The following is a 20,544-nucleotide window of genomic DNA, read 5'->3' as shown; positions in this document are numbered from 1 at the left end:
GGATACCCTGTGCAGAACTTTATCGATATTCAGCGAAAACTCCCTTATACAAAACCCTTTCTGTTTGTCGATACGCTGCACCATGTCGATGAAAATGGCGTAGAAGGTAGTTATACATTTCCAGAAGATTCTTTTTTTTATGAAGGCCATTTCAAGCAGTCACCCGTAACCCCTGGTGTCATTCTGACGGAGGTCATGGCGCAGATCGGTGTCGTTTGTCTTGGCATTTTTTTGCTGGATCAAACACAGACCGCCGATATTGGGATTGCCATGACGAGTACACAAATTGACTTTTATAAGCCCGTTTTTCCCAACGAAACCGTGATTGTTCGGTCAACAAAAGAATATTTCCGATTTCATAAGTTAAAATGTAAAGTCGAGATGGTAAACAGCCGAGGTGAACTGGTTTGCCGTGGTACTATTTCGGGGATGATGAAACCAACCGATCATGCGTAAACGAGTTGTCATTACGGGTCTGGGGGTGGCCGCTCCCAACGCGGTGGGTATCCCTGCTTTTTTGGACGCGATCCAGGCGGGGCAGAGCGGCATTGCGTTTCAGCAGAACCTAGCTGACCTTGTATTCTCGTGTCAGATTGGTGGTATTCCGCCCGTTACAGAGGCTATCAAAAAACAGTATTTTACCGAGTTGCAACTCCGTCAGCTCAACAGTAGTGGCATTGTTTATGGTGTCATTGCAGGAATGGAAGCCTGGCAGAACGCGGGCCTTCCTATTGCCAGCGAAGAACCTGACTGGGATACGAGCATTGTGTTCGGAACCGGCATTTTAGGCATCGACAAGTTCAGAGAGTCTATTTATAAGGTCGATGACGGGCAGGTCAGGCGATTGGGGAGTACGGTCGTTGTTCAGACAATGACCAGTGGTGTCAGCGCTTATCTGGGAGGTATGATCGGCTGTGGCAACCAGTTAACCGCCAATTCATCGGCTTGCGCCACGGGAACGGAAGCCTTATTGCTTGGCTATGAGCGCATTGCCAGCGGTCAGGCAAAACGGGTGCTGGCCGGTAGCTGTAGCGATCATGGTCCTTACATATGGGGCGGCTTCGATGCCATGCGTGTCATGCCCTATCAGTTCAACGATACACCCGAACGGGCATCGAGGCCATTGAGCGCCACAGCCAGCGGATTTGTTCCCGGTAGTGGAGCTGGCGCGCTGGTGTTGGAGTCACTAGAGTCGGCTCTGGAACGGAATGCCCTTATTTATGCCGAAGTGCTGGGTGGTCATTTGAATTCGGGAGGACAGCGGGGCGGAGGTTCCATGACCGCTCCGAATTCGTCGGCCGTAAAACGGTGTATTCAGCAGGCATTGGCAGCCGCCAATGTCCGCCCCGAAGCGGTTGATTTGATTGACGGCCATCTGACCGCCACCAGTAAAGATTCATCCGAAGTGAGTGCGTGGTGTGATGCCCTGGGCCGAACAGGGGCTGACTTCCCGTACATCAACTCGCTCAAATCCATGGTGGGGCATTGCCTGAGCGCGGCAGGCAGCATCGAGTGTGTGGCCGCTGTGCTGGAATTGCAACAGGGCTTTATCTATCCATCTATCAACTGCGAAGACCTGCATCCTGCTATCGCGGCCCTCATTGAACCGGAGAAAATTCCACATCAGCTAATCAAAAAAGATATTAATGTGATTGCCAAGGCTAACTTTGGTTTTGGTGACGTAAACGCATGTGTTATTTTAACGAAGTTTCAGCCGTAAATAAAAAGTATGCAAACCAAAGACGAACTAATCGATACGCTTAAGAGAATTGTCAAACCGTACGTTCAGGACGAACAGGCGTTTGCCCACGTCACGGAGACTACTGACTTTCTGAATGACTTGAAAATAAACTCGGCTAACCTGGTCGACATTGCCCTGGATGTTGAAGAAGAATTCAATATTGTGATCGATAATGAAGCCATGGAGCAGATGCTGACCGTTGGTTCATCCATCGATATTATTACTCAGAAACTGGCCGAGAAACTATGATCGGCAATGATATTGTCGATTTAAGGCAGGCCAGCCAGGAAAGCAACTGGCGCCGGAAAGGTTACCTGAATAAACTATTTACGCCCCACGAACAGCATCTTATCCACGAAGCGACTGATCCTGACCGTATGGTCTGGCGGTTGTGGAGCATGAAGGAAAGTACGTATAAACTAGCCGTTCGAAAAACGAAGAACCGGGTTTTCGCACCGGTGAAGATAGCCTGTTCGCTCAACGAATCGGCGGAGGAAGCAACCGAAGGGTGTGTCTTCCATGAGGAAAGATACCAAACCCGGTCACTTATCACATCCCGATACATCGCTACGGTAGCCTTCGCGGCCAACACATCTCCACCCTATAGCCAGGTCATTATTCCCTTTGATACAACGAATTATGGGGAACATCACGATCTTATTCGACAGACGCTCAGGCAACACAGCTCGGCGTTGTTCCAGGCGTCTGAACACGAAATTCATATAGACAAAGACCGCCTTGGCGTTCCCGTTCTGACTATCGGTGACTCAGCAACCATACCGGTCAGCATCAGCCACCACGGCTACTACGGCGCGTATGTTGTTGGTCTGGGGTAAATCTGGCAAAAAAGTCTCTTATACAGCACTAGACTTAATTAAGCTATACCTATCCATCCTTAGATAGAATGAACACGATTAAACAAACTCAACCAGCTCAAGGCGATTATTATGGAGTGATCTACAAAGGCAGTCTGATTTTGCCAATCCTGTTACTCATTGTTCTTGCCATAGCTTTGTGGTGGTTCCTAAGGAAACGTAAATCAACGAAGTGACTTTTCCACTTGTATAAAGCCAGAATAACGCATTTATCATACTAAAGAAAATTACAGTTCTTGTGGCATACGTCGCGAACGAATAGCGGAATAAGCTACTGACGCCCCACTAATTTTAGAAGATCGTTCAGGCATTGTCAGGGCTTCTGCAGCTGATTAATAATAGATCAAGTAAATACTATTTCTAAAAATAGCGTTGCCCTTTACATTGGCTTCTCCGGAATAGAGTGAATACTAGTAGGCATACAACAGGTCTCTCGAAAGTACGATACTTGAACACGAATCGAAGTAGTCAAGCATCGTACTTTCAAGAGACCATAGTGTTAACGATTTTGTAAACTCATTTAAAAATGAACAACAAGCTGAGTTTGTAGTCCAACTTTATAAGAGTTGTATTTACTGAATTGATAGAAAGCCGTATTATCCGGCTTGTTTATCAGATAACTTGCTGTCGGTTGAATAATCCAGGATAGTTTAGAGCTAATTTTATAATCAACTCCAACTCCCATAACAGCGTTGGTTTTAAGGGGGTCATTACTAGCCGACTTATTTTTTTCAAAAATCGTTCCTACGGAAAAATAGGGGGATAAGCGTCGATTTGAGAGTCTATAATTGATCAAAACAGGGAGTTGAATATACTCCGAGTTTAATTGAATATTGTCGCTCTGTGGCGTTTTTAAGTGCGATGTAGCTCTGTTGTAAAGTACCCCTACTGAGAGATTCCACTTCTGATTAAAGTTATAATGGACTGTTAATCCGGCTGATGAGCCCAAGCTATAACCAGATGATTTGGCATTTGACCCATCATAAATTGAGTGAGTCTGATAAGAGTAATTGCCATAATTAAACCAGTAGGTTGGCGCAATCGACACTTTACCCTGAGCAAATAGACAAGTAGTAGATGTTAGGAAGAAGACTAATGTTTTCATAGCCGAATTTGTGTTTGACTAAAGACTCAACAAACTATTGAAAGGTTGTAAATACTAAATAAAAGGTTGATAAAGATATGTTTACTAACTTTTATTATTTGCTAAGACAAGAAAAACGCTTCTAAATATGATACGTTAGAATTTACTAACAAGGAGAAGTGCAACGCCTGACTGCCGCGATCAATAGCCAGGCGTTGCAGTCTCGGGCGAACAGTTGTGTAATTACACTTGTGTTAATGTAACTAACTTATAATTATCTAGATTTTCTTATCAAATAGTTATACAACAAATACCAGAATAGTAAAAATACAATTAACTGAACTACGAGAACAATTAGCCAAGCTTCTTTACCACCTCCGTATAAAATACCAAAGCCTAAAAAACATACAGGCATAGTGGTGATATTTATAATTGAAATGATTCCAGAAATTAGCTCATGTTGATTGAAATTTTTATTTCCGATTGCGAAGAGTGCTATAGTTCCAACCCCTACATAAGCGAGTGAGATCTTGAATGATCTTGCTCTTATTTCATTCCTATATTCTAGAAAAAACTTGTTGTATAAGTGGCATTACGTTAGGCAATAAGCTTATTCGTACATAGTTGCGGCTGTTAGAATTTCGGCAAACACACGCCAATTAACGTTTTCTAAAATTGGCTTACCCATATTGATATAATAGCCGTCCACTTCTTCAGTCCAACTTTTAATGCCGTTTAGATACTCATCCAAAGTATTATTCTCCCAAGCAGATCGGTCTGATTGAAGATCTTCAAGTAGAGCGCCTAGGAACCTTGTAAAGTCTTCTCTCGAAGATATGTTGCTAATCTGAGTTGTAAAATCTCTCATGCGATCCTGTTATACAATCATCGACACGTTAACCTACCCGAAAATTAATGCAATAATAGACTTCATATACCTGTTCAGTCTCCTCGTCCCAAAAATACATGTTGGCAAGTCGGCTACCGATCAGCGAGCTGGTTTTTGCAGCAGCTACTAATTTCATGTTATGAAACTATCCTAAGAAATACGCTTCACGGTTGGGGTTCATATACAATTTGATATAACGACTAAAATTTTTACCGTGACCACTTACCTTTTGTTCCTTGCTCCTATCAACCTTCAAAGGAAAAAAGGTAAGGCCTCCATAATGCGTGATTAGGCTTACCTAGAGCCCTTTAGTAATCAAACTTCTTAGTTAATTTTTAACTATCTTTCCAATGAAACCCAACTTTATTAGCTGGATTAGTGTATGGACGCTATTGCTGGTCGTTACTTCCTGCGAAGACCACCGAATTCCTCAAGCGCAACGGTTTAGGATTAAGACAGTCAGAACCACATCTACTGATCCATATACGACCTACATTAGTACTACAACTGAAAGGTATAACTATAATAGCAATGGTCGTTTGGTCAGCTATGTGTCAGGACTTGAATCAAACTCCCCTGCTCCTATTGGTGATTCTTCCAGAACTGTCCTGAATTATGATGCCCAGGGAAGACTAGAAACCATCTTTTCTGAATCTTGGGATTTAGTCAATACGGCATCTGGGGTCGTTCGTTTATGGCGTCCTGACTTCAACAACACCTATGCGTATGATCTAAATGGCAACATCAGTGTTATGAGAATAGTGGCCATAACGAAAGATCGATCCAGAAGTCCAAATTTATTGGAGGTGTTACGGTTTGAATATAATGGCGCTAAGTTTCCGGTTAAAGTGCTACACACTAGGGCATCCGACAACAATCAGTGGGTAGATCAATATACGTATAGCGGAGCTAATATTGTCAAGGTAGAACAAAGTGATAACCACGCTGCCCCGGTAACGACAGTCTACCAATATGACAACAAACCCAATCCTTTTTATGGATTGATCATAGGGACTAAACGGAACGATTCCTTTACCGCTTTTAACAGCAATAATCTGATTGTAAGCGGCTACCAATATGAGTATGATTCAAATGGGTTATTGTTGAAGATTGTTACCGTAGACGGAGTTGTGCAGACCTACGAATACGAAACTTACTAACTTAAGCGTACCTGTATAAGCAGCCCGAGGCCACCAACCTCATTGGTGATTGAGCGGAATTAAATCAAAGTACAAATCGCCTAATCGTTTGGGTTTCTCATTTTGGCAGGCAAACTACCTATCAGCGGGCTGGCTTTTGCGGCCGCCCGCTGAATATCAAAAAACGTAAACCAAAACTCCCTTACACACCCGTCGGTGATTTCCGGTACTCGGAGGGTGTTTTCTGCGTGTGTTGCTTGAAAAACGTGGTGAAGTAAGCCGGTGAACTAAAGCCCGTTTCGTAGGCAATTTCGGCCATTGACTTTGTGCTTTCCGACAGCAGCCGTCTGGCTTTTTTCAGGCGAATCTCGGCGATGTAATCAATTACGTTCATAGCGAGCAGCGCCTGTACTTTTCGATAAAGCTGCACCCGCGAGAGCCCCATATCGCGACTGAGCCGTTCAACGCTAAAGGTCGCGTCGGTCAGACCCTGTTCGATGAGGCCCGTCAGTTCATTAAGGAACTTCTTGTCCTGCCGATTGCCTCCGGTCGATTGCGCCAGAAAATCAGATGCGTACCGCCGTTGCCACTTTTCGCGATTGGCCAGGGTGGTGCGGATAACTTCGAGCAGATAAGCCGTATTAAACGGCTTCGTAATGTAGGCATCAGCACCAGCCCGGGTTCCCTCAATTCGCTGCTCCATCTGTCCCTTGGCAGTCAACAATAAAACGGGAATATGGGATGTTCGCAGGTCGGCCTTGACCCGTTGCGTGAGTTGTAAACCGTCCATTCCCGGCAGCATCACATCACTGACAATTAAATCCGGAATGAGTTCAAGTGCCCGTTCCCAACCGCTCTCTCCTGTATTTTCCGCCACAATATCGAATTCATGAGCCAGACGGGCCGTGAGAAACGTTCGCAAATCATCGTTATCTTCTACAACCAGGAGGGTGCCCGAGTGCCCGGCCGATAGATCAACAGGGGCCGCAGCCTCGTCTTCATCCAGATCAGCCAATAGTCGCGTTGGGGCTGAACTACCCGGATTGAGCGAGTTTCGTGATACCGAACCATCCATTTCTTCGGGGGCCAGATGGGCGTTACCCAGCGGCAGCAGAATAGTGAATAGGGTTCCTTTATCCTTTTCGGACTGTACACTGATTTCACCCTGGTGCAGTTGAATAAACTCCATCGACAGGGCGAGTCCCAGCCCTTTCGAGAGGTTGAACGGCCGGGTTCCACTATAAAACAAGTCGAAAGCATGTGCCTGTTCATCAGGCGTCATGCCTTCGCCATTGTCCTGCACCTGAATCCGTACCTGCTGGTTCACCACATCCAGCCGAAGATGAATGAGCCCCCCTTTGGGCGTGTATTTAAACGCATTCGACAGCAGGTTGACAATCACTTTGTCTAACTTTTCGCTATCAAACCAAACAGGTAGACTAGCTTTTGTGGGGATAAACTGAAGATCGATGCGTTGTTTGTCGGCCTTCCGTTTAAAATCCTGAACGATATCGTCAATAAAGGCAATCAGGTCCTGTTCCGCCGTGTGCAGCCGTTGTTTACCGGCATCCGTTTTTCGCAGATCCAGCATTTGATCGATGAGCCGCAACAGGCGGTACGCATTTTTCTGAATCAACGTCAGATTGCTTTTCAGCTCATGGGTGCTCACCGTTCTTTTGCTCAACAAATCTTCGGCAGGCGTCAGAATCAGGCTCAGGGGCGTGTTGAATTCGTGGGAGATATAGGAGTAGAACCGAAGTTTTTCCTCCGTGGCCAGACGAGCCTGCTGCGATACGGCTTCAATTTTATCCTTCTGCTCCCGAATCTCATCATTCTGATTTTCGAGCGTACGGTAAGCCACCTGCTTTGATCGGAAGAGGTATAAGGCCCAGCTACCCAGTAAGATAACGACCAGCAAACTGGCTAGCGTGAAATAAAGCGTGTTTTTCTGAGATGTATATGTCTCCGTGAGTTCTTCGATACGCTGGCTCTGCCGCTCAATATCAGCCTGTTGAGCCAGCAGTTTATCGCTTTGTGCCTTAAGCGCCCGAATATTTGACGCGTCTACCTGAATCGAGTTCAGGATCTGCTCCCGCTTGACGGATTTTCCTTCGAGAATTCGGGTGGCCGTTTCAATGGCTTCTTCACCGCCGGTCGGGTATAAAAAACTAGCTTTTAACAGGCCATTCGTGATCGCCTGCATACCCGCACTTGGGCCGGGGAGCGCATCGATTCCCACAAAATCCAGTTGGTGCTGAAGGCCGTTTTGTTTCCAGACTTCGTAGGCCCCAAGCGCCATCACGTCGTTATGCGCAAACAGGACATCCGCTTCTTTCAACGCGTTCAGATCAGACGCTACGACCTGCCGGACGGTATCCCGCTCCCATTGCCCATTTAATTCCTTGACGACCCGTATGTTCGGAAATTTCTGTAGCTCCTCCCGAAAGCCCCGATGCCGCTCCTGTGCAGGCGACGAACTGGGCAATCCCCACACCTCGACAACGCGCCCTCGCCCTTTCAGGTAATTGCCAATAAAGGTACCTGCCAGTCGGCCAATCTCGACATTGTCACCGCCAATGTAGGCGTTATAAGACTCGGTGTCAATCTTTCGATCCAGCAGAATAACGGGTATTCCTTTTTTGAAAACGGCTTCGATAACCTTGGTAAATGGGGTCGTTTCGTTAGGCGAAATAATCAGCAAGTCGATCTCCCGATCCACCAGCGATTGGATCTGACTAATCTGCCGTGTTGTACTATTACCGGCATCTTCGTAAAGGAGTGTATAGTTGGGATGAAACGTCAGATTCCGTTTCATATCGTTGAGCATCGTCTTCCGCCACTCATCGCCCCCCGTGCATTGGGAAAACCCAATCTTGTATACCTTAGGCTGCGTTTTTGACTGGCAGTTTCCCAGTAGCAGGCCGCTTATCATCAGCAACAGGAAATGCTTGCCCTTCTGTCTGGAAATGAGTTTTATCAGGAGGGTTGCATTCCTGATTGCTAAACAACGGAGCGGACGACTCATAGAGAAAGGGCCAAATTTCGGCACTGTCCAAAGATAATGTATAATAATTACATACAAAAACTAACAAATCGTTGGAAATGCTGTAGCCATATCCAGGCTTATCCAGCCTTCAAGGTGGGCTCATCGCGCCAGAATTATCCATACCGCAACACCACGTCTTATTGCATCCGCCTATCGCTGTTTTTGTTTAGTTGCGTTGACAGGATTTCCGGCTCTAAGTCAGCTAGCATACGCCGTTGCCAAACCAAATGAAACAGTTTAGGTAATTGCCTATCCGGCGAAAGACTAAGGGTTGAATTAAGCTGAAACAACCGTTCACTCAGGCTGATCGCCGTTCACTCAAAGAATAATACCTTTTGAAGAACAGCGATCTAGCTTGCAACCACTAAATCAAAAAATGTTTACTATGCGTCATTCATTCATTCTCATTGCACTTATTACTTTAGTCGGAACAGCCTTCCGCCCTGTTTCGTCACCTTCTGGGGTTAACATTACTGGCACTTGGAAACGTACATCCTTAAACATGGTTGAGGCCAACGGCAAAACAACGGATCTTAATGCCACCCTTAACAAATCCATGCCCTGCATGAAAGATATTACCTACACATTCTTAAGCGATGGTCAAATGAAAAGCAATGTCCCCGATGCTTGTGGTGCCATGAAAAAAACGATCGAAGACATGAGTGCAAAAGGTAAATGGACTGCCAACGGTGAAAAAATAGTCGTCACTATGGCAATGAAAGAAGTTCCACCGTCTACATATGATGTTAGCTTTCAAGGTAACACTATGACGTGGATCTTGAATTATGCCGATAACCCAAAAACGCCTAACCCTACAAAAGCCAGTCGCTTAACGACTGTCTATCAGCGGATTTAAAGTAACACAGCAATGGAGACGATGGCGTTTGGATAAAATTCAACGACAAGAAGCAGCGGTTACTGGTCATATAAAGCCCCTATATTCACCGGGGCTAAACCTATAGAAATAAGCTCCCTATCAGGAATAAATCCGACTCGTCGCCTGCTGGCAGAAAGTCCCTGTTGCTATTGCCTGGGCCGGTTTAGTAGCTGGTAATCATACGCTTAGTTAGCTAATTAAGCGTATGATTACCTCCTCGTTAGGGCCGTTCGGCGGGAGTCGAGTTTGAGAAAAATGAACAGCAGGATGGAAAATGACCAGAGGGAGGAGCCTCCATAGCTGAAAAATGGCAGGGGAATTCCAATAACCGGCATTAGCCCGATGGTCATACCGATATTGACCATCACATGGAAGAAGATGATACCCGCCACACAGTAGCCATAGACGCGGGCAAATTTCGTTCGTTGTTTTTCAGCCAAAACAACGATGCGGGAAATCAGCCCGATAAACAGCGCAATAACCACAAACGCGCCCACGAAGCCATGCTCTTCACCAATGGTGCAGAAAATGAAGTCAGTGCTCTGTTCCGGTACAAAGTCGAACTTGGTTTGCGTTCCTTCCAGAAATCCCTTTCCCTGAAGCCGCCCGGACCCAATGGCAATCTTGGCCTGGGTTACATTCCAGCCGACACCAAGTGGATCAATTTTCGGGTCGACCAGCACTTTAATCCGGTTGCGCTGGTGTTTCTGCAAGACGTTATTCACGAAGAAATCAACGCCTGTGACATACCCGATCATGACGATGCCAACCAGCCCCATCGCCAGTAAATTAGGCAGGGTGCGGTTGTAGCGAGGCATAAGCAAAATAACCAACGCGAGCAACACGCCGATGCCAATAAAAATATACAGCTTTGGGAAGACCAGCGCCAGCACAAACAATGCAGCCGCCGTAATACCAACGGCGGGAATCCAACTGGGTAGGCCCTCCCGATAGAGCATGATCACGAACGAGGCAAACACCAGCGTTGAGCCGGTTTCGTTCGACGCCAGAATAAGAATACAGGGCAGCACAATGATACCGCCAATAAACATCAGGTCTTTCCGTTTGGCCAGGTTAATGCCCGGCACATCCATATATTTAGCCAGCGCCAGGGCCGTAGCCACCTTCGCAAACTCGGCTGGCTGAATGGAAACAGCGCCAAACTTAAACCACGACCTCGACCCATTGATGTTGGATCCGGCAAAGAGAACCAGGATCAACACCAGGATCATGAAGCCATAGAAGACAAAGGCAAAAGTGTCAAAAAAAGTATGATTGACGACCAGAATACAAATAATCAGGATTACAGTCGTACCAATCCACATCATCTGCTTTCCGGCATTGGTAGTCATGTCGAACAAGCTGGTATGATCTTCCGGACTATACACAGCGGCATAGACATTCAGCCAGCCCATCGTTACACAGCCAAAATAAAGCAGCAACGTAAGCCAGTCAATGTTTTGTGAAAAAGGGTCGTTATTACGGGCCAATGTGGTTTACGGTTTTTGGCGTACGGTTTGAAGTGTACAGTTTGTGATTTACAGTTTGTGGTTTGCCGACGTACGTGGGTCTGACGCGCAACTGTAAACTACGAACCACAAACCTCAAACCCTCGGCTTCTTTCAATTCAAAATAGCGGCTACGACCGGCCGGGATTTGGTGGTGGTCATCAAAGGTTTGGGGGCAGCCGGTTTCTGGCCTGTTGTATCTTTTTTGGGCGCAACGGGCTTTTTGTAGACCGGAAGGCCACTAACCGGCGGCAGGTAGTTGGACGCTTTCACCTGCTCGTCCAGTTTCTTGGCCTCCGTTTTCCGCTTTAGGTAGCGTTCGGCGACCAGTGCTGCTACCGATGCGGCCGCTTTACCACCCCAACCTGCATTTTCGACGAATACGGCTACCGCAATTTTCGGGTCGTTCATAGGGGCAAACCCGATGAAAATAGAATGGTCGAACTTATGCCCGAACTTATTGTTTTGCGACGTACCCGTTTTACCACACAGGTCAATACCGTCAATGTTTGCCAACGGTGTTACCGTGCCATGAGCAACGGCACCCCGCATGCCGTCAATGACGGGTAAGTAATATTTATAGTCGATGCCTGTTTCGTGGCGTTTACGATACTCGTCCGGCACGCCAACGCCGGGCTTGTCGAAACCTTTGATAAAGTGGGGTGTAATGTACCAGCCCCGGTTGGCAATGGTTGCGGCCAGATTAACCAGTTTCAGAGGGCTGATCAGCAACTCACCTTCGCCAATGCTTAATGAATAAACGTTCGAAAACTTCCATCGTAACGAACCACCATACGCCTTGTCGTAGTATTCAGGAGTTGGCAGATTACCCTTTCGTTCGGTTGGCAGGTCGATACCCAGCCGGTCGGCGATCCCGAATTTCTCGGCCATATCGTGCCACTGCCGTAAGCCAATCGCCGATGCTTTGAAAGTGTTGTGCTCGCCGTTGAAGTAGAGAAACTTCCGGAATACATAATAGAAATAGGGATTGCAGGAATTCTGAACCGCTCCGCGCAGATTATTACCCCCGCGACAGTGGCAGCGCATGGGTGAACCAGCATGTCCGTAAACCGTCGTTGGCAAAAGGGACCCCTGTTGCTGGGCAATCAAGGCCTGAATCAACTTAAACGTTGAACCGGGGCGGTAACTTGCCATAACGGGCCGGTTGATCAGTGGCTTATAGGGGTTTTTGATCAGTGCCCGGTAGTTTTTAGAGAAAAACCGGCTCGACAACAGGTTAGGGTCATAGGTGGGCGCCGACACCGACACCAGCACTTCGCCCGTTGCTGGTTCTACTGCCAGCACAGCCCCTACTTTATTCTGCATCAGGCTATCGGCATATTTCTGCACCTCGACGTCAATGCCCGTAATCAGGTTTTGTCCGGCTACGGCCAGCGTGTCGAATTCGCCATTTTTCCAGGAGCCTTTGTTAACGCCCCGGACATTCTGCATCATGAACTTAACGCCCCGTTTGCCGCGCAACTGCTCTTCATATTGTTCCTCCAGCCCATTATGACCAATATAGTCGCCCTGCCGGTAGTAGAGAATATCCTGATTTTCGAGTTGCTTTTTACTGATTTCACTCACGTAGCCCAGTGCGTTGGACAGCGTATGGGCCGGATACGTGCGCATGGAACTGATAACGGGCTCGAAGCCCCGGTAATCGACCAGTGCATCCTGAATCCGGGCAAAATCTTCCTTGGAAAGCTGTCGCAGAAATAACGACGGTTTAACGGGCGAGTAATTCTTGGCCAGTCCCATGATGCTGTCAAACTCGGACAGATCCATGTTCATCATGCGGCAAAAAGCCAGCGTATCCGGAATTCGAACCTGCTTGGGTGTGACATACAGGTCGTATACCGGTGTGTTGTATACGATGAGTTGGTTATTTCGGTCGTACACCTGCCCCCGATAGGGAATTTCGACCACCCGCTTAATCGAATTCTTCGACGCCCCCAGCGAGTAGGTATCGTCCAATACCTGCAAATAAAACAATCGGGCCAGATACGTTAATCCAACCAGGCAAAAAACGCCGATAATGACCCACTTCCGATTCTCTAACATGAGAATAAACTTCTTTCAATCAAGCTACGTACTCTACACAAAGTTAGTTTAATAACGACGAGTTCAGTGGTCAATGATGAATTATGAATGATAAATTATGACTAGTGGCTTATGGCTGCTGTCCATGCGTTTACCCATCATGAATCATTCCTACTTCATCCTTTTATATCACCAGCCTCTGGCCGACGTTCGAATCCGGCAGAGATACATATCGGCGGTAATGTACAGGGTTGAGCCGTCGTCGCCCCAGGCACAGTTGGCCGTAGCAGCGCCAATTTTAATCTGGCCCAGGCATTCACCCGCTGCCGACAACACCAATACGCCACCGCCACCAGTTACCCATAAATTCCCATTTCGATCCACTTTCATGCCGTCGAAGCCACCGTCGAGGCCCAACTTCTTCATGCCATCGGCCCCGAAAATGACGCGCCCTTTCCCCACGGCACCATCGGCCTGCAACGGATATGCCATAACAACGGGACGGAGTGGATCGGACTGGGCCACATATAACGTTTTCTCATCGGGCGAAAGCGCTATGCCATTGGGGCGAGTGAGGTCACTGACAACGATCGAAACGGGACCCGGTACGCCCGCCCGCTCGGGGCCAATCCGGTAAACACCCCAGCCGTCCGTTTCCTTTCCGGGATCTTTTTCCTTTTTGGGCATCCCATACGGTGGATCGGTGAAGTAATAGCTTCCATTGGAATGGGCCACCACATCGTTAGGGCTGTTGAACCGCTTGCCATTGAAATTATCGGCCAACGTGCGTTTCCCTCCACTCCCATCCAGCGCCATGGCCGTTACACGTCGGTCGCCGTGCTCACATGCAATAAGTCGCCCCTGCCGGTCGAGCGTCAGGCCATTTGAACCAGGTTCTTCACTGTAAGGACCGACTCCCGTGTAGCCCGATGGCTTCAAAAACGGGATAACGCCATCCTTTTCGGTCCACTTGAAAATTGTGTTCTGTGGTACATCGGAAAAAAGCAGACAGGTCTGGTCCTTAATCCAAATGGGCCCTTCTGTCCAGACAAAGCCACTCGCCAGCACTTCGACTTTGGCGTCGGCTGGAATAAGTTTATCCAGACGCGGATCGACCCGCACAATCTGGCCGATGGTTGGAAACGGGGTGGGCTGGGCAAAGGCCGACCCCAGGAGACAGACCAGCATGCCTGTGCGTAAGATAGCGTGTAGGTTCATAGAGTTTTAGGAATAATCGCTAATTCTACAACGAATTTTAACAGGTCACAAGGGGAGAAAATGGTTTGAGCGGACTTTTTAATTAATATTACAAATTCGCTTATTTTTAAGTGGTTTTCCAATCCCCAATCCGATTTTGTTATGAACGATAAAAAACGAGTGGCTTCATCAACTGCGCCGGAAGGTAATTCCCGGCGGTCGTTTTTGAAGACCCTTGGTCTGGCTGGAACAGCGGTTGCTACAGCACCAGCAGCTCTGGCTGAAACCACCTCGGCAGGCATCCCCCAGTACCTTAATTTAGTTCGAAGCCATTCGAGTACGGCGGCCAATGATAAAGTTCGTATTGCACTCATTGGTACCGGTGGAATGGGCATTGGCGACACGCAAACGGCGCTGATGGTCGACGGTATCGAAATGGTGGCGGCCTGCGATCTATATGATGGACGTCTGCGCCGGGCAAAAGAGCTGTGGGGGGATCAGCTACCGGTCACAAAGGATTATCGCGAAATCCTCGAACGGAAAGATATCGACGCCGTGATCAACGCAACAACGGATCACTGGCACGAAAAAATATCGTCTGACGCCATGCACAAAGGCAAACACGTGTATTGCGAAAAGCCGATGGTTCAGAAGGTCGAAGATGGCCATAAACTTATAAAAGTTTCCAAAGAAACGGGCAAGGTTTTTCAGGTGGGTAGCCAGTTTGCCAGCTCGCTCCTGATCGCCAAAGCGCGTGAACTGATGAAGGCCGGTGATATTGGAGAGCTTGTCTTTGCCGAAGCGATTTACGACCGCCACAGTGCCATGGGTGCCTGGCAGTATTCGATTCCACCCGATGCCTCTCCGCAAACCGTTGATTGGGATACGTATCTGGGCAGCGCCCCCAAACGGCCGTGGGACCCGCTCCGTTTTTTCCGGTGGCGCAATTATCAGGATTATGGAACCGGGATTGCCGGTGACCTTTACGTTCACCTGCTCACCTCGCTGCACTGCATCACCGGTTCAAAGGGGCCAAACCGCGTCTATTCCAGTGGCGGAACTCGCTACTGGAAAGATGGCCGCGACGTACCTGATATTCAGCTGAGTATTTACGATTACCCTAAAACAGCCGAGCATCCTGAGTTCAACCTGACCACCCGTTCTAATTTCGTTGATGGTGGCGGGGGCAATTACCTCGTTCGGATTGTGGGTACCGAAGGCGATTTATCCCTGGGTTTCGACAGCCTGACCGTTCACCGGAACAAATTTCCGAAGGCACCGGGTATGTCTATTGACAACTTCCCGAAAGACCAGAAAGAACTGTACGTGAAGGAATACAACAAACTCTATCCGCCACACCCAGAGCTGGAAGGCCCGAAAGAGTTCAAATACGCGTTTCCTAAAGACTATAAAGGCGACCGCTATGAGCACTTCGTAAACTTCTTCAATTCGGTGCGGACAAACGCGCCCAATATTGAAGATGCCACGTTCGGTCTTCGGGCCTGCGGTCCAACACAGTGCGGCAACATGAGCTTTGCGCAAAAGAAAGCCGTCAGTTGGGACCCCATCAAAATGCAGATCCTGGGGGCTTAAGTAGTTCCTTCGTATTCAAATTAAAAAAGAGTCGGCTAGCCGACTCTTTTTTTTACTCCACCCGTAGTTTACGTTTCCCCACCCCCGCCCTTCCGGCAAACGTGGCTCCTTCAACCCGAATGCGCAGCTCTGTTTTAGCATCCGACGTAAAGAAAGAAACGGTTGCTTTCCCTTCGGCGTCCGTTTGAATCATAGGTGCCCAGAACAACGTCGTTCGGTAATCGGGCCTGACGTGTTCCGGCTTCTTGACATCGTAGCGGGGGGCATAAAATTCGCGAACGGGCGCATAGCCAGGCAGTTTGGCAAGCAATGTACCCGGCACTACCTCTTTTGATAAATCATAGTCGGCCTTTCCTCGTTTGGTCAGAATGGAAATAACGCCCCCCGAGGCCCTGGAGCCGTAAATAGCCGCCGATGCTCCTTTCAGCACATCAACCCGGTCGACATCCTGCACTGAAATACCCATAATTGCCTGTAAATCCATGGGCATTCCATCCAATATAAATAGAGGCTCTACCGGCCCATTGAAGTTAGCAGCTCCACGAATCTGCACTCTGGCATTAAAGCCATTTCCCGTTACCTGTACACCCGCAATTTTCCCCTGAATTACATCCAGAATAGTCAGCCGCCCGGACGTGTTCATTTGATCGAACTTGACCGTCGCGTCGGGTGTGCCATAAATAACCCTCGAGTCGCGCTCCTCCGTTTTTTTCGCTTTCACCGTGACAGCCTGTAGCAGCACCTCGCCATTCCGCTTTAGCTGACGTTCGATTTCCTGGTTTTCTTTCGTTCTCCTAATGAACTCAGTGAGCTCATCGGCCCGGAATTCCATCGGATTATATGGGGCCTGAATAAGCGTAACAGTTGGCATCAGAAGTTGATCCAGGGTGATGACCAGATTTCGATTAGCATTGCCTTTCAAGCCCTGAATCAACACAGTTGTGGTATCGGTAAAATCCAGATCATAGGCCACATAATTGCCAGACGCATCGGTCTCGCCCACGAGCACATCACGGGTGCTGTCTTTTTTGGCGATGATAAACGTCAGCTTAACTTTTCCGCCAATGTCTTTCTGATTCGGGCGCACTACCCGCCCTGTTAAGGACAAGCCCCTTTCGATTGGGTATTTAAGGGGTGGTACGGTTCCGGCCAGCACATCAGTCCAGGCAAACCGACGCCAGCCCTGGGTCAACAACAACAAATCCAGTTGCAGCCACCGATCCCTATTAGCTGGGTTAAAGTACGCATCGGGCTGTTCGATCGTACCGGTCAAATCGGACGACAGCAACAGGTGCGATCGAATCGTTGCCCCATTCGAATCGGCTTCCGGTGCGAGTCTGGCATCAACGGCCGCCAGCGACAAATTCGCCGGAGTTGGCTTGCCGTCGGCGTTTCTAGTCGTAATGGTTAAATTGACCTGTTCACGGTTTTTGTAGACGGCTTTATCGGCAACTACGTCAACATTCAGCTGCTCATTTTTATTGATGTATACAAGCCGTTCACAAACCGGCTTGTGGTTTTCATCAAATACCGTTAGCTGGGCAATGCCCTCCGGGAAAGTAGAGCGGGGCAATCGGATCATCGCCGTTTTTCGGGATAAAGGCACTTTGGCCGCCTGAATAATCTGCCCGCGCGCCTGGGCCACAAGTGTCAGCGTAGCCGAGGAATCGACTACCGTTTTGTTGTTCATCAGGTACACCAGCACATTGTCTTTATTGGTCAGGTTTTCGACCTGCATCACCACGCCCTGTTCCTGCACAGCGGGCATTGGGTAACTGGCAAGCGTTCCGTCGGCGAGGGATACGAAGGCCGTATAAACTTGCTTTGACTCCGGTTTGAACATCAGATAACCCATTCCTAAATGAGTAGTTGTAAATCCAATAACCGTATCTTTTTTAGCGTCCAGCACAAATCCCTTCACGGCAAGCCCCGCCCCGCCCGAGTTAACCACTTTAAACGCAACACGACTCGTCAGCCCATCGACCAGATGCCCGCCTTCGGGCAGAAACTGCACATCGGGTTTAGGCATTACGCTCGAGTTTCGTGATGCCGAGCCTGGCTCATCGGCTCGCAGAATGGTCACCGTTTTGGTAAAGAAAAAGTCATCCGGGTAATTCCGCATGAAGTTTGTATAGCCACGAAGTTGATAGGAACCCGAAGCTAGCGAATCGGGCAACAGAAGCTGGCCTGGTGCGTAACTATTGGTGGTCCTAAACTGCGTTCGCAACCGAATTCGCCGGGCTTTCAGATCGACCAGATCGACGTATAAAACCTTGCTGAGCGTGTCGGCTTCGTGAGTTTTCCCGTCAAAAATATAGCCTTTTAACCAGATCGTTTCGCCAATAAGGTACGTGTCCCGGTCGATATGAATATAAACTTTTTCGGTAGGATGCTGTCCACTATAAACACGAAATTGTTCTACTAGTCGTTGGATGAATTCATCATCGGAAGGTCGAAAGGAAACAAATAAAATAACTGTCAGAAAAAATAACAATCCAGTTGCGCAGAAACCAATTAAACGCATAAAATAGAAATTGGTGATGGATACTTTCTTTTCGATGAAGTGCCTAATTTAGCAAAAATACCCTCTTTTAAACATGACTATACCTACCCAAAAAACAGCCTTAATCCTGGGCGCAACGGGACTGATCGGCAATCTTTTAACCAGGCAGCTTATCAATTCGCCGATTTACACCAATATTAAAGTTCTTGTCCGCAAATCATTGCCCTGGCAACACCCTCGTTTGCAGGAAATACAATTCGAATTTGACCACCCAAATGGATTATTGACACAGGCAGACGACATTTTTTGCTGTCTGGGTACAACCATGAAGAAGGCGGGTTCAAAGGATGCCTTCCAGAAAGTGGATTATAAATATCCGCTGGAAATTGCCCGGCTGGGTCTTGACAATGGGGCTCAGCAATTTGCCATCGTTACGTCGATGGGTGCCGACCCGGAATCATCCTTCTTCTACAATCGGGTAAAGGGCGAAGTCGAGCGTGATCTGGCCCGCCTAAACTACCCAACTCTACTCATTTACAGACCCTCTCTTCTGATCGGCAACCGGGGAGAGAACCGGCTGGGCGAGCGGTTGGCGGAGGGCGCTATGCGCTTATTCAAACCCCTTATTCCGGCTAAATACAGAGGCATCGATGCCGCCAAAGTTGCAACGGCCATGATCACAACGGCTCAACAGGGATTGACGGGCAAGCATATTTTCGAGTCAGACGCGTTGCAGAAATTTTAGCTCATTTACAGTCATGGCAAAATACATTCCCTGATGTCTGTTTATAAGTTTGACAAATCGGTCGCCAGGAACTGAGTAGCCAGTTTGTTTAACTGGTTTCGATCTCCCTGAACATGAATAGTCGTATGCCGGTGCTGCCGCTTAAGGCCGGGTGCCGCGTTTGCCGCTGGCGACGAGGATTCCAGTTCATAAAAGGTCCCCATTTGTGACTGACCGGGTTTCATGGACCCATCATTATAGGCATTGATAACATCGCCCGCAAACGGTTCTTTTTGCTGTGCCCAGGCCGAATTGACGTATTGGCGGTCTTTTGGGTCGAAGTCGTAGTTTACCAGCGTCAACGTTTCTGTCTTCGGATCGTAACTGCCCAGCCAGTTGGTGGCGCGGGCGGGCGATACGCCAATCTTACTCCGGTACCCGGCATCGGCCGTAAATAACGCCGACGTTTTCCCTGCGCGCAGTCGATCAGACGGTACTTTACCAAAATAGGCGTCATTGATGGGCTGCCCCGCTCCCGGCCGAAATGGCACAATAATCGTTGCCTTGGGGGACGCATTCATCATTCCCAAAATCCAGATGGAGGGCATACCCGTTTCGGCCGTCCAGGCCTGTTTACCCTTGTTCATGATCACATTATCGGATTGAATGCCAACGACCTTAAGCGAATCCGTTTTTATAGACAATAGCTTATCGAGGGCTGTTTTGTCCAACAATCGGACGGTTCGCTCGATACCTATATCGAAACGGGTTCCGCTATAATTTGTCAGTGACACATCGCGGGAAAACGTGGCGGACGTTTCCGTTCTATTCATCAACTTAAACGGCTCGGAATCAATAGCCGCTGGGGTCTGCCAATGCGCAGCATCAAACGGATCCCCTTTCTTAAAATACAGAGCGAACTGACCGCCCTCGGGGCCCAGCCAGAACCGGTCTTCGCCCCCGAAGGCATTCATGTGTGGCAGCAATTTGCCCGACTTAATCAGGTCGTAGTTGATCCAGCCGTAACTGGCTTTACCATCAGCACTACTGGTCATTACCCGACCCTGATAGGCCGGACACACAAGCGCATGTGCTTCACCAAGCTGTAGTTCAACCAGATCGGGATGGTGTTTCTGCAAAAAAAGCCGGTCTTCGGCATAGGCGGTTGAATCAGATGATTGTGTTTCCATCGTTGGGCTGTTCGTTTGTGTATCGTTAGTTTCCGACTTTCGTCCCGAACAAGCCACGACTAAACCCAGGCAAACAAAAGCAATAATTTTATGCATGATCGTAGTAGTAGCAAGACAAAAATGACGAACTTGATC

The 20,544-nt window shown here is 48.2% G+C and carries 17 protein-coding genes; 8 read left to right on the top strand and 9 right to left on the bottom strand.

All coding sequences use genetic code 11. The features are described from left to right. Positions 1-9 precede the first annotated feature (9 nt). Genes ACYVAM_RS24390 through ACYVAM_RS24375 form a run of 4 tightly spaced genes read left to right on the top strand, consistent with a single transcriptional unit; the run spans position 10 to position 2,577 of the window. Complete coding sequence (locus tag ACYVAM_RS24390; protein ID WP_461071954.1) at positions 10-456, top strand: 3-hydroxyacyl-ACP dehydratase FabZ family protein; 447 nt, start codon at positions 10-12, stop codon at positions 454-456. Continuing rightward, positions 449-1,720, top strand: coding sequence for a beta-ketoacyl-[acyl-carrier-protein] synthase family protein (locus ACYVAM_RS24385; RefSeq protein WP_461071952.1), 1,272 nt, complete (start codon positions 449-451; stop codon positions 1,718-1,720). The genes ACYVAM_RS24390 and ACYVAM_RS24385 overlap by 8 nt, the downstream gene beginning before the upstream one ends. Before the next feature lie 9 nt (positions 1,721-1,729). Then, on the top strand, positions 1,730-1,990 hold the full coding sequence (locus tag ACYVAM_RS24380) for an acyl carrier protein (protein WP_461071950.1): 261 nt from the start codon (positions 1,730-1,732) through the stop codon (positions 1,988-1,990). After that, entirely contained in the window at positions 1,987-2,577 is a 591-nt protein-coding gene (locus ACYVAM_RS24375; protein ID WP_461071948.1) for a 4'-phosphopantetheinyl transferase family protein, read from the top strand. Before ACYVAM_RS24380 ends, ACYVAM_RS24375 begins: the two co-directional genes overlap by 4 nt. 559 nt (positions 2,578-3,136) lie before the next feature. Here the strand turns inward: ACYVAM_RS24375 and ACYVAM_RS24370 are convergent. From ACYVAM_RS24370 to ACYVAM_RS24360, 3 genes are all read right to left on the bottom strand, one after another. Further along, positions 3,137-3,721 (bottom strand): outer membrane beta-barrel protein, encoded by a 585-nt coding sequence (locus ACYVAM_RS24370; RefSeq protein WP_461071947.1) that lies wholly within the window; start codon positions 3,719-3,721, stop codon positions 3,137-3,139. Positions 3,722-4,310: 589 nt separating this feature from the next. After that, entirely contained in the window at positions 4,311-4,568 is a 258-nt protein-coding gene (locus ACYVAM_RS24365) for a DUF7660 family protein (RefSeq protein ID WP_461071945.1), read from the bottom strand. Between the two features lie 28 nt (positions 4,569-4,596). Next, positions 4,597-4,725, bottom strand: a complete 129-nt coding sequence (locus tag ACYVAM_RS24360; RefSeq protein WP_461071944.1) for a hypothetical protein — start codon at positions 4,723-4,725, stop codon at positions 4,597-4,599. Positions 4,726-4,939: 214 nt separating this feature from the next. Here ACYVAM_RS24360 and ACYVAM_RS24355 point away from each other — a divergent pair, with 214 nt between their 5' ends. Beyond that, a complete protein-coding gene (locus ACYVAM_RS24355; RefSeq protein WP_461071942.1) occupies positions 4,940-5,749 on the top strand; it encodes a hypothetical protein in 810 nt (269 codons plus the stop codon). A 181-nt stretch (positions 5,750-5,930) separates the two neighbouring features. On the opposite strand, the gene ACYVAM_RS24350 is transcribed toward ACYVAM_RS24355, so the two are convergent. Continuing rightward, complete coding sequence (locus ACYVAM_RS24350; RefSeq protein ID WP_461072375.1) at positions 5,931-8,660, bottom strand: substrate-binding domain-containing protein; 2,730 nt, start codon at positions 8,658-8,660, stop codon at positions 5,931-5,933. A 499-nt stretch (positions 8,661-9,159) separates the two neighbouring features. Here ACYVAM_RS24350 and ACYVAM_RS24345 point away from each other — a divergent pair, with 499 nt between their 5' ends. Next, on the top strand, positions 9,160-9,630 hold the full coding sequence (locus ACYVAM_RS24345; RefSeq protein WP_461071940.1) for a lipocalin family protein: 471 nt from the start codon (positions 9,160-9,162) through the stop codon (positions 9,628-9,630). 230 nt (positions 9,631-9,860) lie between these two features. On the opposite strand, the gene rodA is transcribed toward ACYVAM_RS24345, so the two are convergent. From rodA to ACYVAM_RS24330, 3 genes are all read right to left on the bottom strand, one after another. Then, positions 9,861-11,141, bottom strand: a complete 1,281-nt coding sequence (gene rodA, locus ACYVAM_RS24340; protein ID WP_461071938.1) for a rod shape-determining protein RodA — start codon at positions 11,139-11,141, stop codon at positions 9,861-9,863. A 132-nt stretch (positions 11,142-11,273) separates the two neighbouring features. Further along, positions 11,274-13,223, bottom strand: a complete 1,950-nt coding sequence (locus ACYVAM_RS24335; protein ID WP_461071936.1) for a penicillin-binding transpeptidase domain-containing protein — start codon at positions 13,221-13,223, stop codon at positions 11,274-11,276. 168 nt (positions 13,224-13,391) lie between these two features. Further along, entirely contained in the window at positions 13,392-14,420 is a 1,029-nt protein-coding gene (locus ACYVAM_RS24330; protein WP_461071934.1) for an SMP-30/gluconolactonase/LRE family protein, read from the bottom strand. Between the two features lie 141 nt (positions 14,421-14,561). On the opposite strand from ACYVAM_RS24330, the gene ACYVAM_RS24325 reads away from it, so the two are divergent. Then, positions 14,562-15,992 (top strand): Gfo/Idh/MocA family protein, encoded by a 1,431-nt coding sequence (locus tag ACYVAM_RS24325; RefSeq protein WP_461071932.1) that lies wholly within the window; start codon positions 14,562-14,564, stop codon positions 15,990-15,992. Between the two features lie 52 nt (positions 15,993-16,044). On the opposite strand, the gene ACYVAM_RS24320 is transcribed toward ACYVAM_RS24325, so the two are convergent. Beyond that, positions 16,045-18,516 carry a TonB-dependent receptor plug domain-containing protein gene (locus ACYVAM_RS24320; protein WP_461071930.1) on the bottom strand — a complete coding sequence of 824 codons (2,472 nt, stop codon included), beginning with the start codon at positions 18,514-18,516 and terminating at the stop codon, positions 16,045-16,047. A gap of 73 nt (positions 18,517-18,589) precedes the next feature. Here ACYVAM_RS24320 and ACYVAM_RS24315 point away from each other — a divergent pair, with 73 nt between their 5' ends. Continuing rightward, complete coding sequence (locus tag ACYVAM_RS24315) at positions 18,590-19,240, top strand: oxidoreductase (protein WP_461071928.1); 651 nt, start codon at positions 18,590-18,592, stop codon at positions 19,238-19,240. A gap of 41 nt (positions 19,241-19,281) precedes the next feature. On the opposite strand, the gene ACYVAM_RS24310 is transcribed toward ACYVAM_RS24315, so the two are convergent. Next, complete coding sequence (locus ACYVAM_RS24310; RefSeq protein ID WP_461071926.1) at positions 19,282-20,505, bottom strand: DUF6786 family protein; 1,224 nt, start codon at positions 20,503-20,505, stop codon at positions 19,282-19,284. Positions 20,506-20,544 lie beyond the last annotated feature (39 nt).

Source organism: Spirosoma horti, assembly GCF_054776595.1.
The sequence above is the reverse complement of the archived record's forward strand: the minus strand, read 5'-3'. Positions and strand labels throughout refer to the sequence as shown.

What these genes read in the sequence shown, in the direction of transcription:
- ACYVAM_RS24380 (WP_461071950.1), top strand. Translation starts at nt 1,730, where the DNA reads ATGCAAACCAAAGACGAACTAATCGATACGCTTAAGAGAATTGTCAAA.
- ACYVAM_RS24355 (WP_461071942.1), top strand. Translation starts at nt 4,940, where the DNA reads ATGAAACCCAACTTTATTAGCTGGATTAGTGTATGGACGCTATTGCTG.
- ACYVAM_RS24360 (WP_461071944.1), bottom strand. Translation starts at nt 4,725, where the DNA reads ATGAAATTAGTAGCTGCTGCAAAAACCAGCTCGCTGATCGGTAGCCGA.
- ACYVAM_RS24350 (WP_461072375.1), bottom strand. Translation starts at nt 8,660, where the DNA reads ATGATAAGCGGCCTGCTACTGGGAAACTGCCAGTCAAAAACGCAGCCT.
- ACYVAM_RS24330 (WP_461071934.1), bottom strand. Translation starts at nt 14,420, where the DNA reads ATGAACCTACACGCTATCTTACGCACAGGCATGCTGGTCTGTCTCCTG.
- ACYVAM_RS24345 (WP_461071940.1), top strand. Translation starts at nt 9,160, where the DNA reads ATGCGTCATTCATTCATTCTCATTGCACTTATTACTTTAGTCGGAACA.
- ACYVAM_RS24370 (WP_461071947.1), bottom strand. Translation starts at nt 3,721, where the DNA reads ATGAAAACATTAGTCTTCTTCCTAACATCTACTACTTGTCTATTTGCT.
- ACYVAM_RS24320 (WP_461071930.1), bottom strand. Translation starts at nt 18,516, where the DNA reads ATGCGTTTAATTGGTTTCTGCGCAACTGGATTGTTATTTTTTCTGACA.
- ACYVAM_RS24315 (WP_461071928.1), top strand. Translation starts at nt 18,590, where the DNA reads ATGACTATACCTACCCAAAAAACAGCCTTAATCCTGGGCGCAACGGGA.
- ACYVAM_RS24385 (WP_461071952.1), top strand. Translation starts at nt 449, where the DNA reads ATGCGTAAACGAGTTGTCATTACGGGTCTGGGGGTGGCCGCTCCCAAC.
- ACYVAM_RS24325 (WP_461071932.1), top strand. Translation starts at nt 14,562, where the DNA reads ATGAACGATAAAAAACGAGTGGCTTCATCAACTGCGCCGGAAGGTAAT.
- ACYVAM_RS24365 (WP_461071945.1), bottom strand. Translation starts at nt 4,568, where the DNA reads ATGAGAGATTTTACAACTCAGATTAGCAACATATCTTCGAGAGAAGAC.
- ACYVAM_RS24335 (WP_461071936.1), bottom strand. Translation starts at nt 13,223, where the DNA reads ATGTTAGAGAATCGGAAGTGGGTCATTATCGGCGTTTTTTGCCTGGTT.
- ACYVAM_RS24375 (WP_461071948.1), top strand. Translation starts at nt 1,987, where the DNA reads ATGATCGGCAATGATATTGTCGATTTAAGGCAGGCCAGCCAGGAAAGC.
- ACYVAM_RS24310 (WP_461071926.1), bottom strand. Translation starts at nt 20,505, where the DNA reads ATGCATAAAATTATTGCTTTTGTTTGCCTGGGTTTAGTCGTGGCTTGT.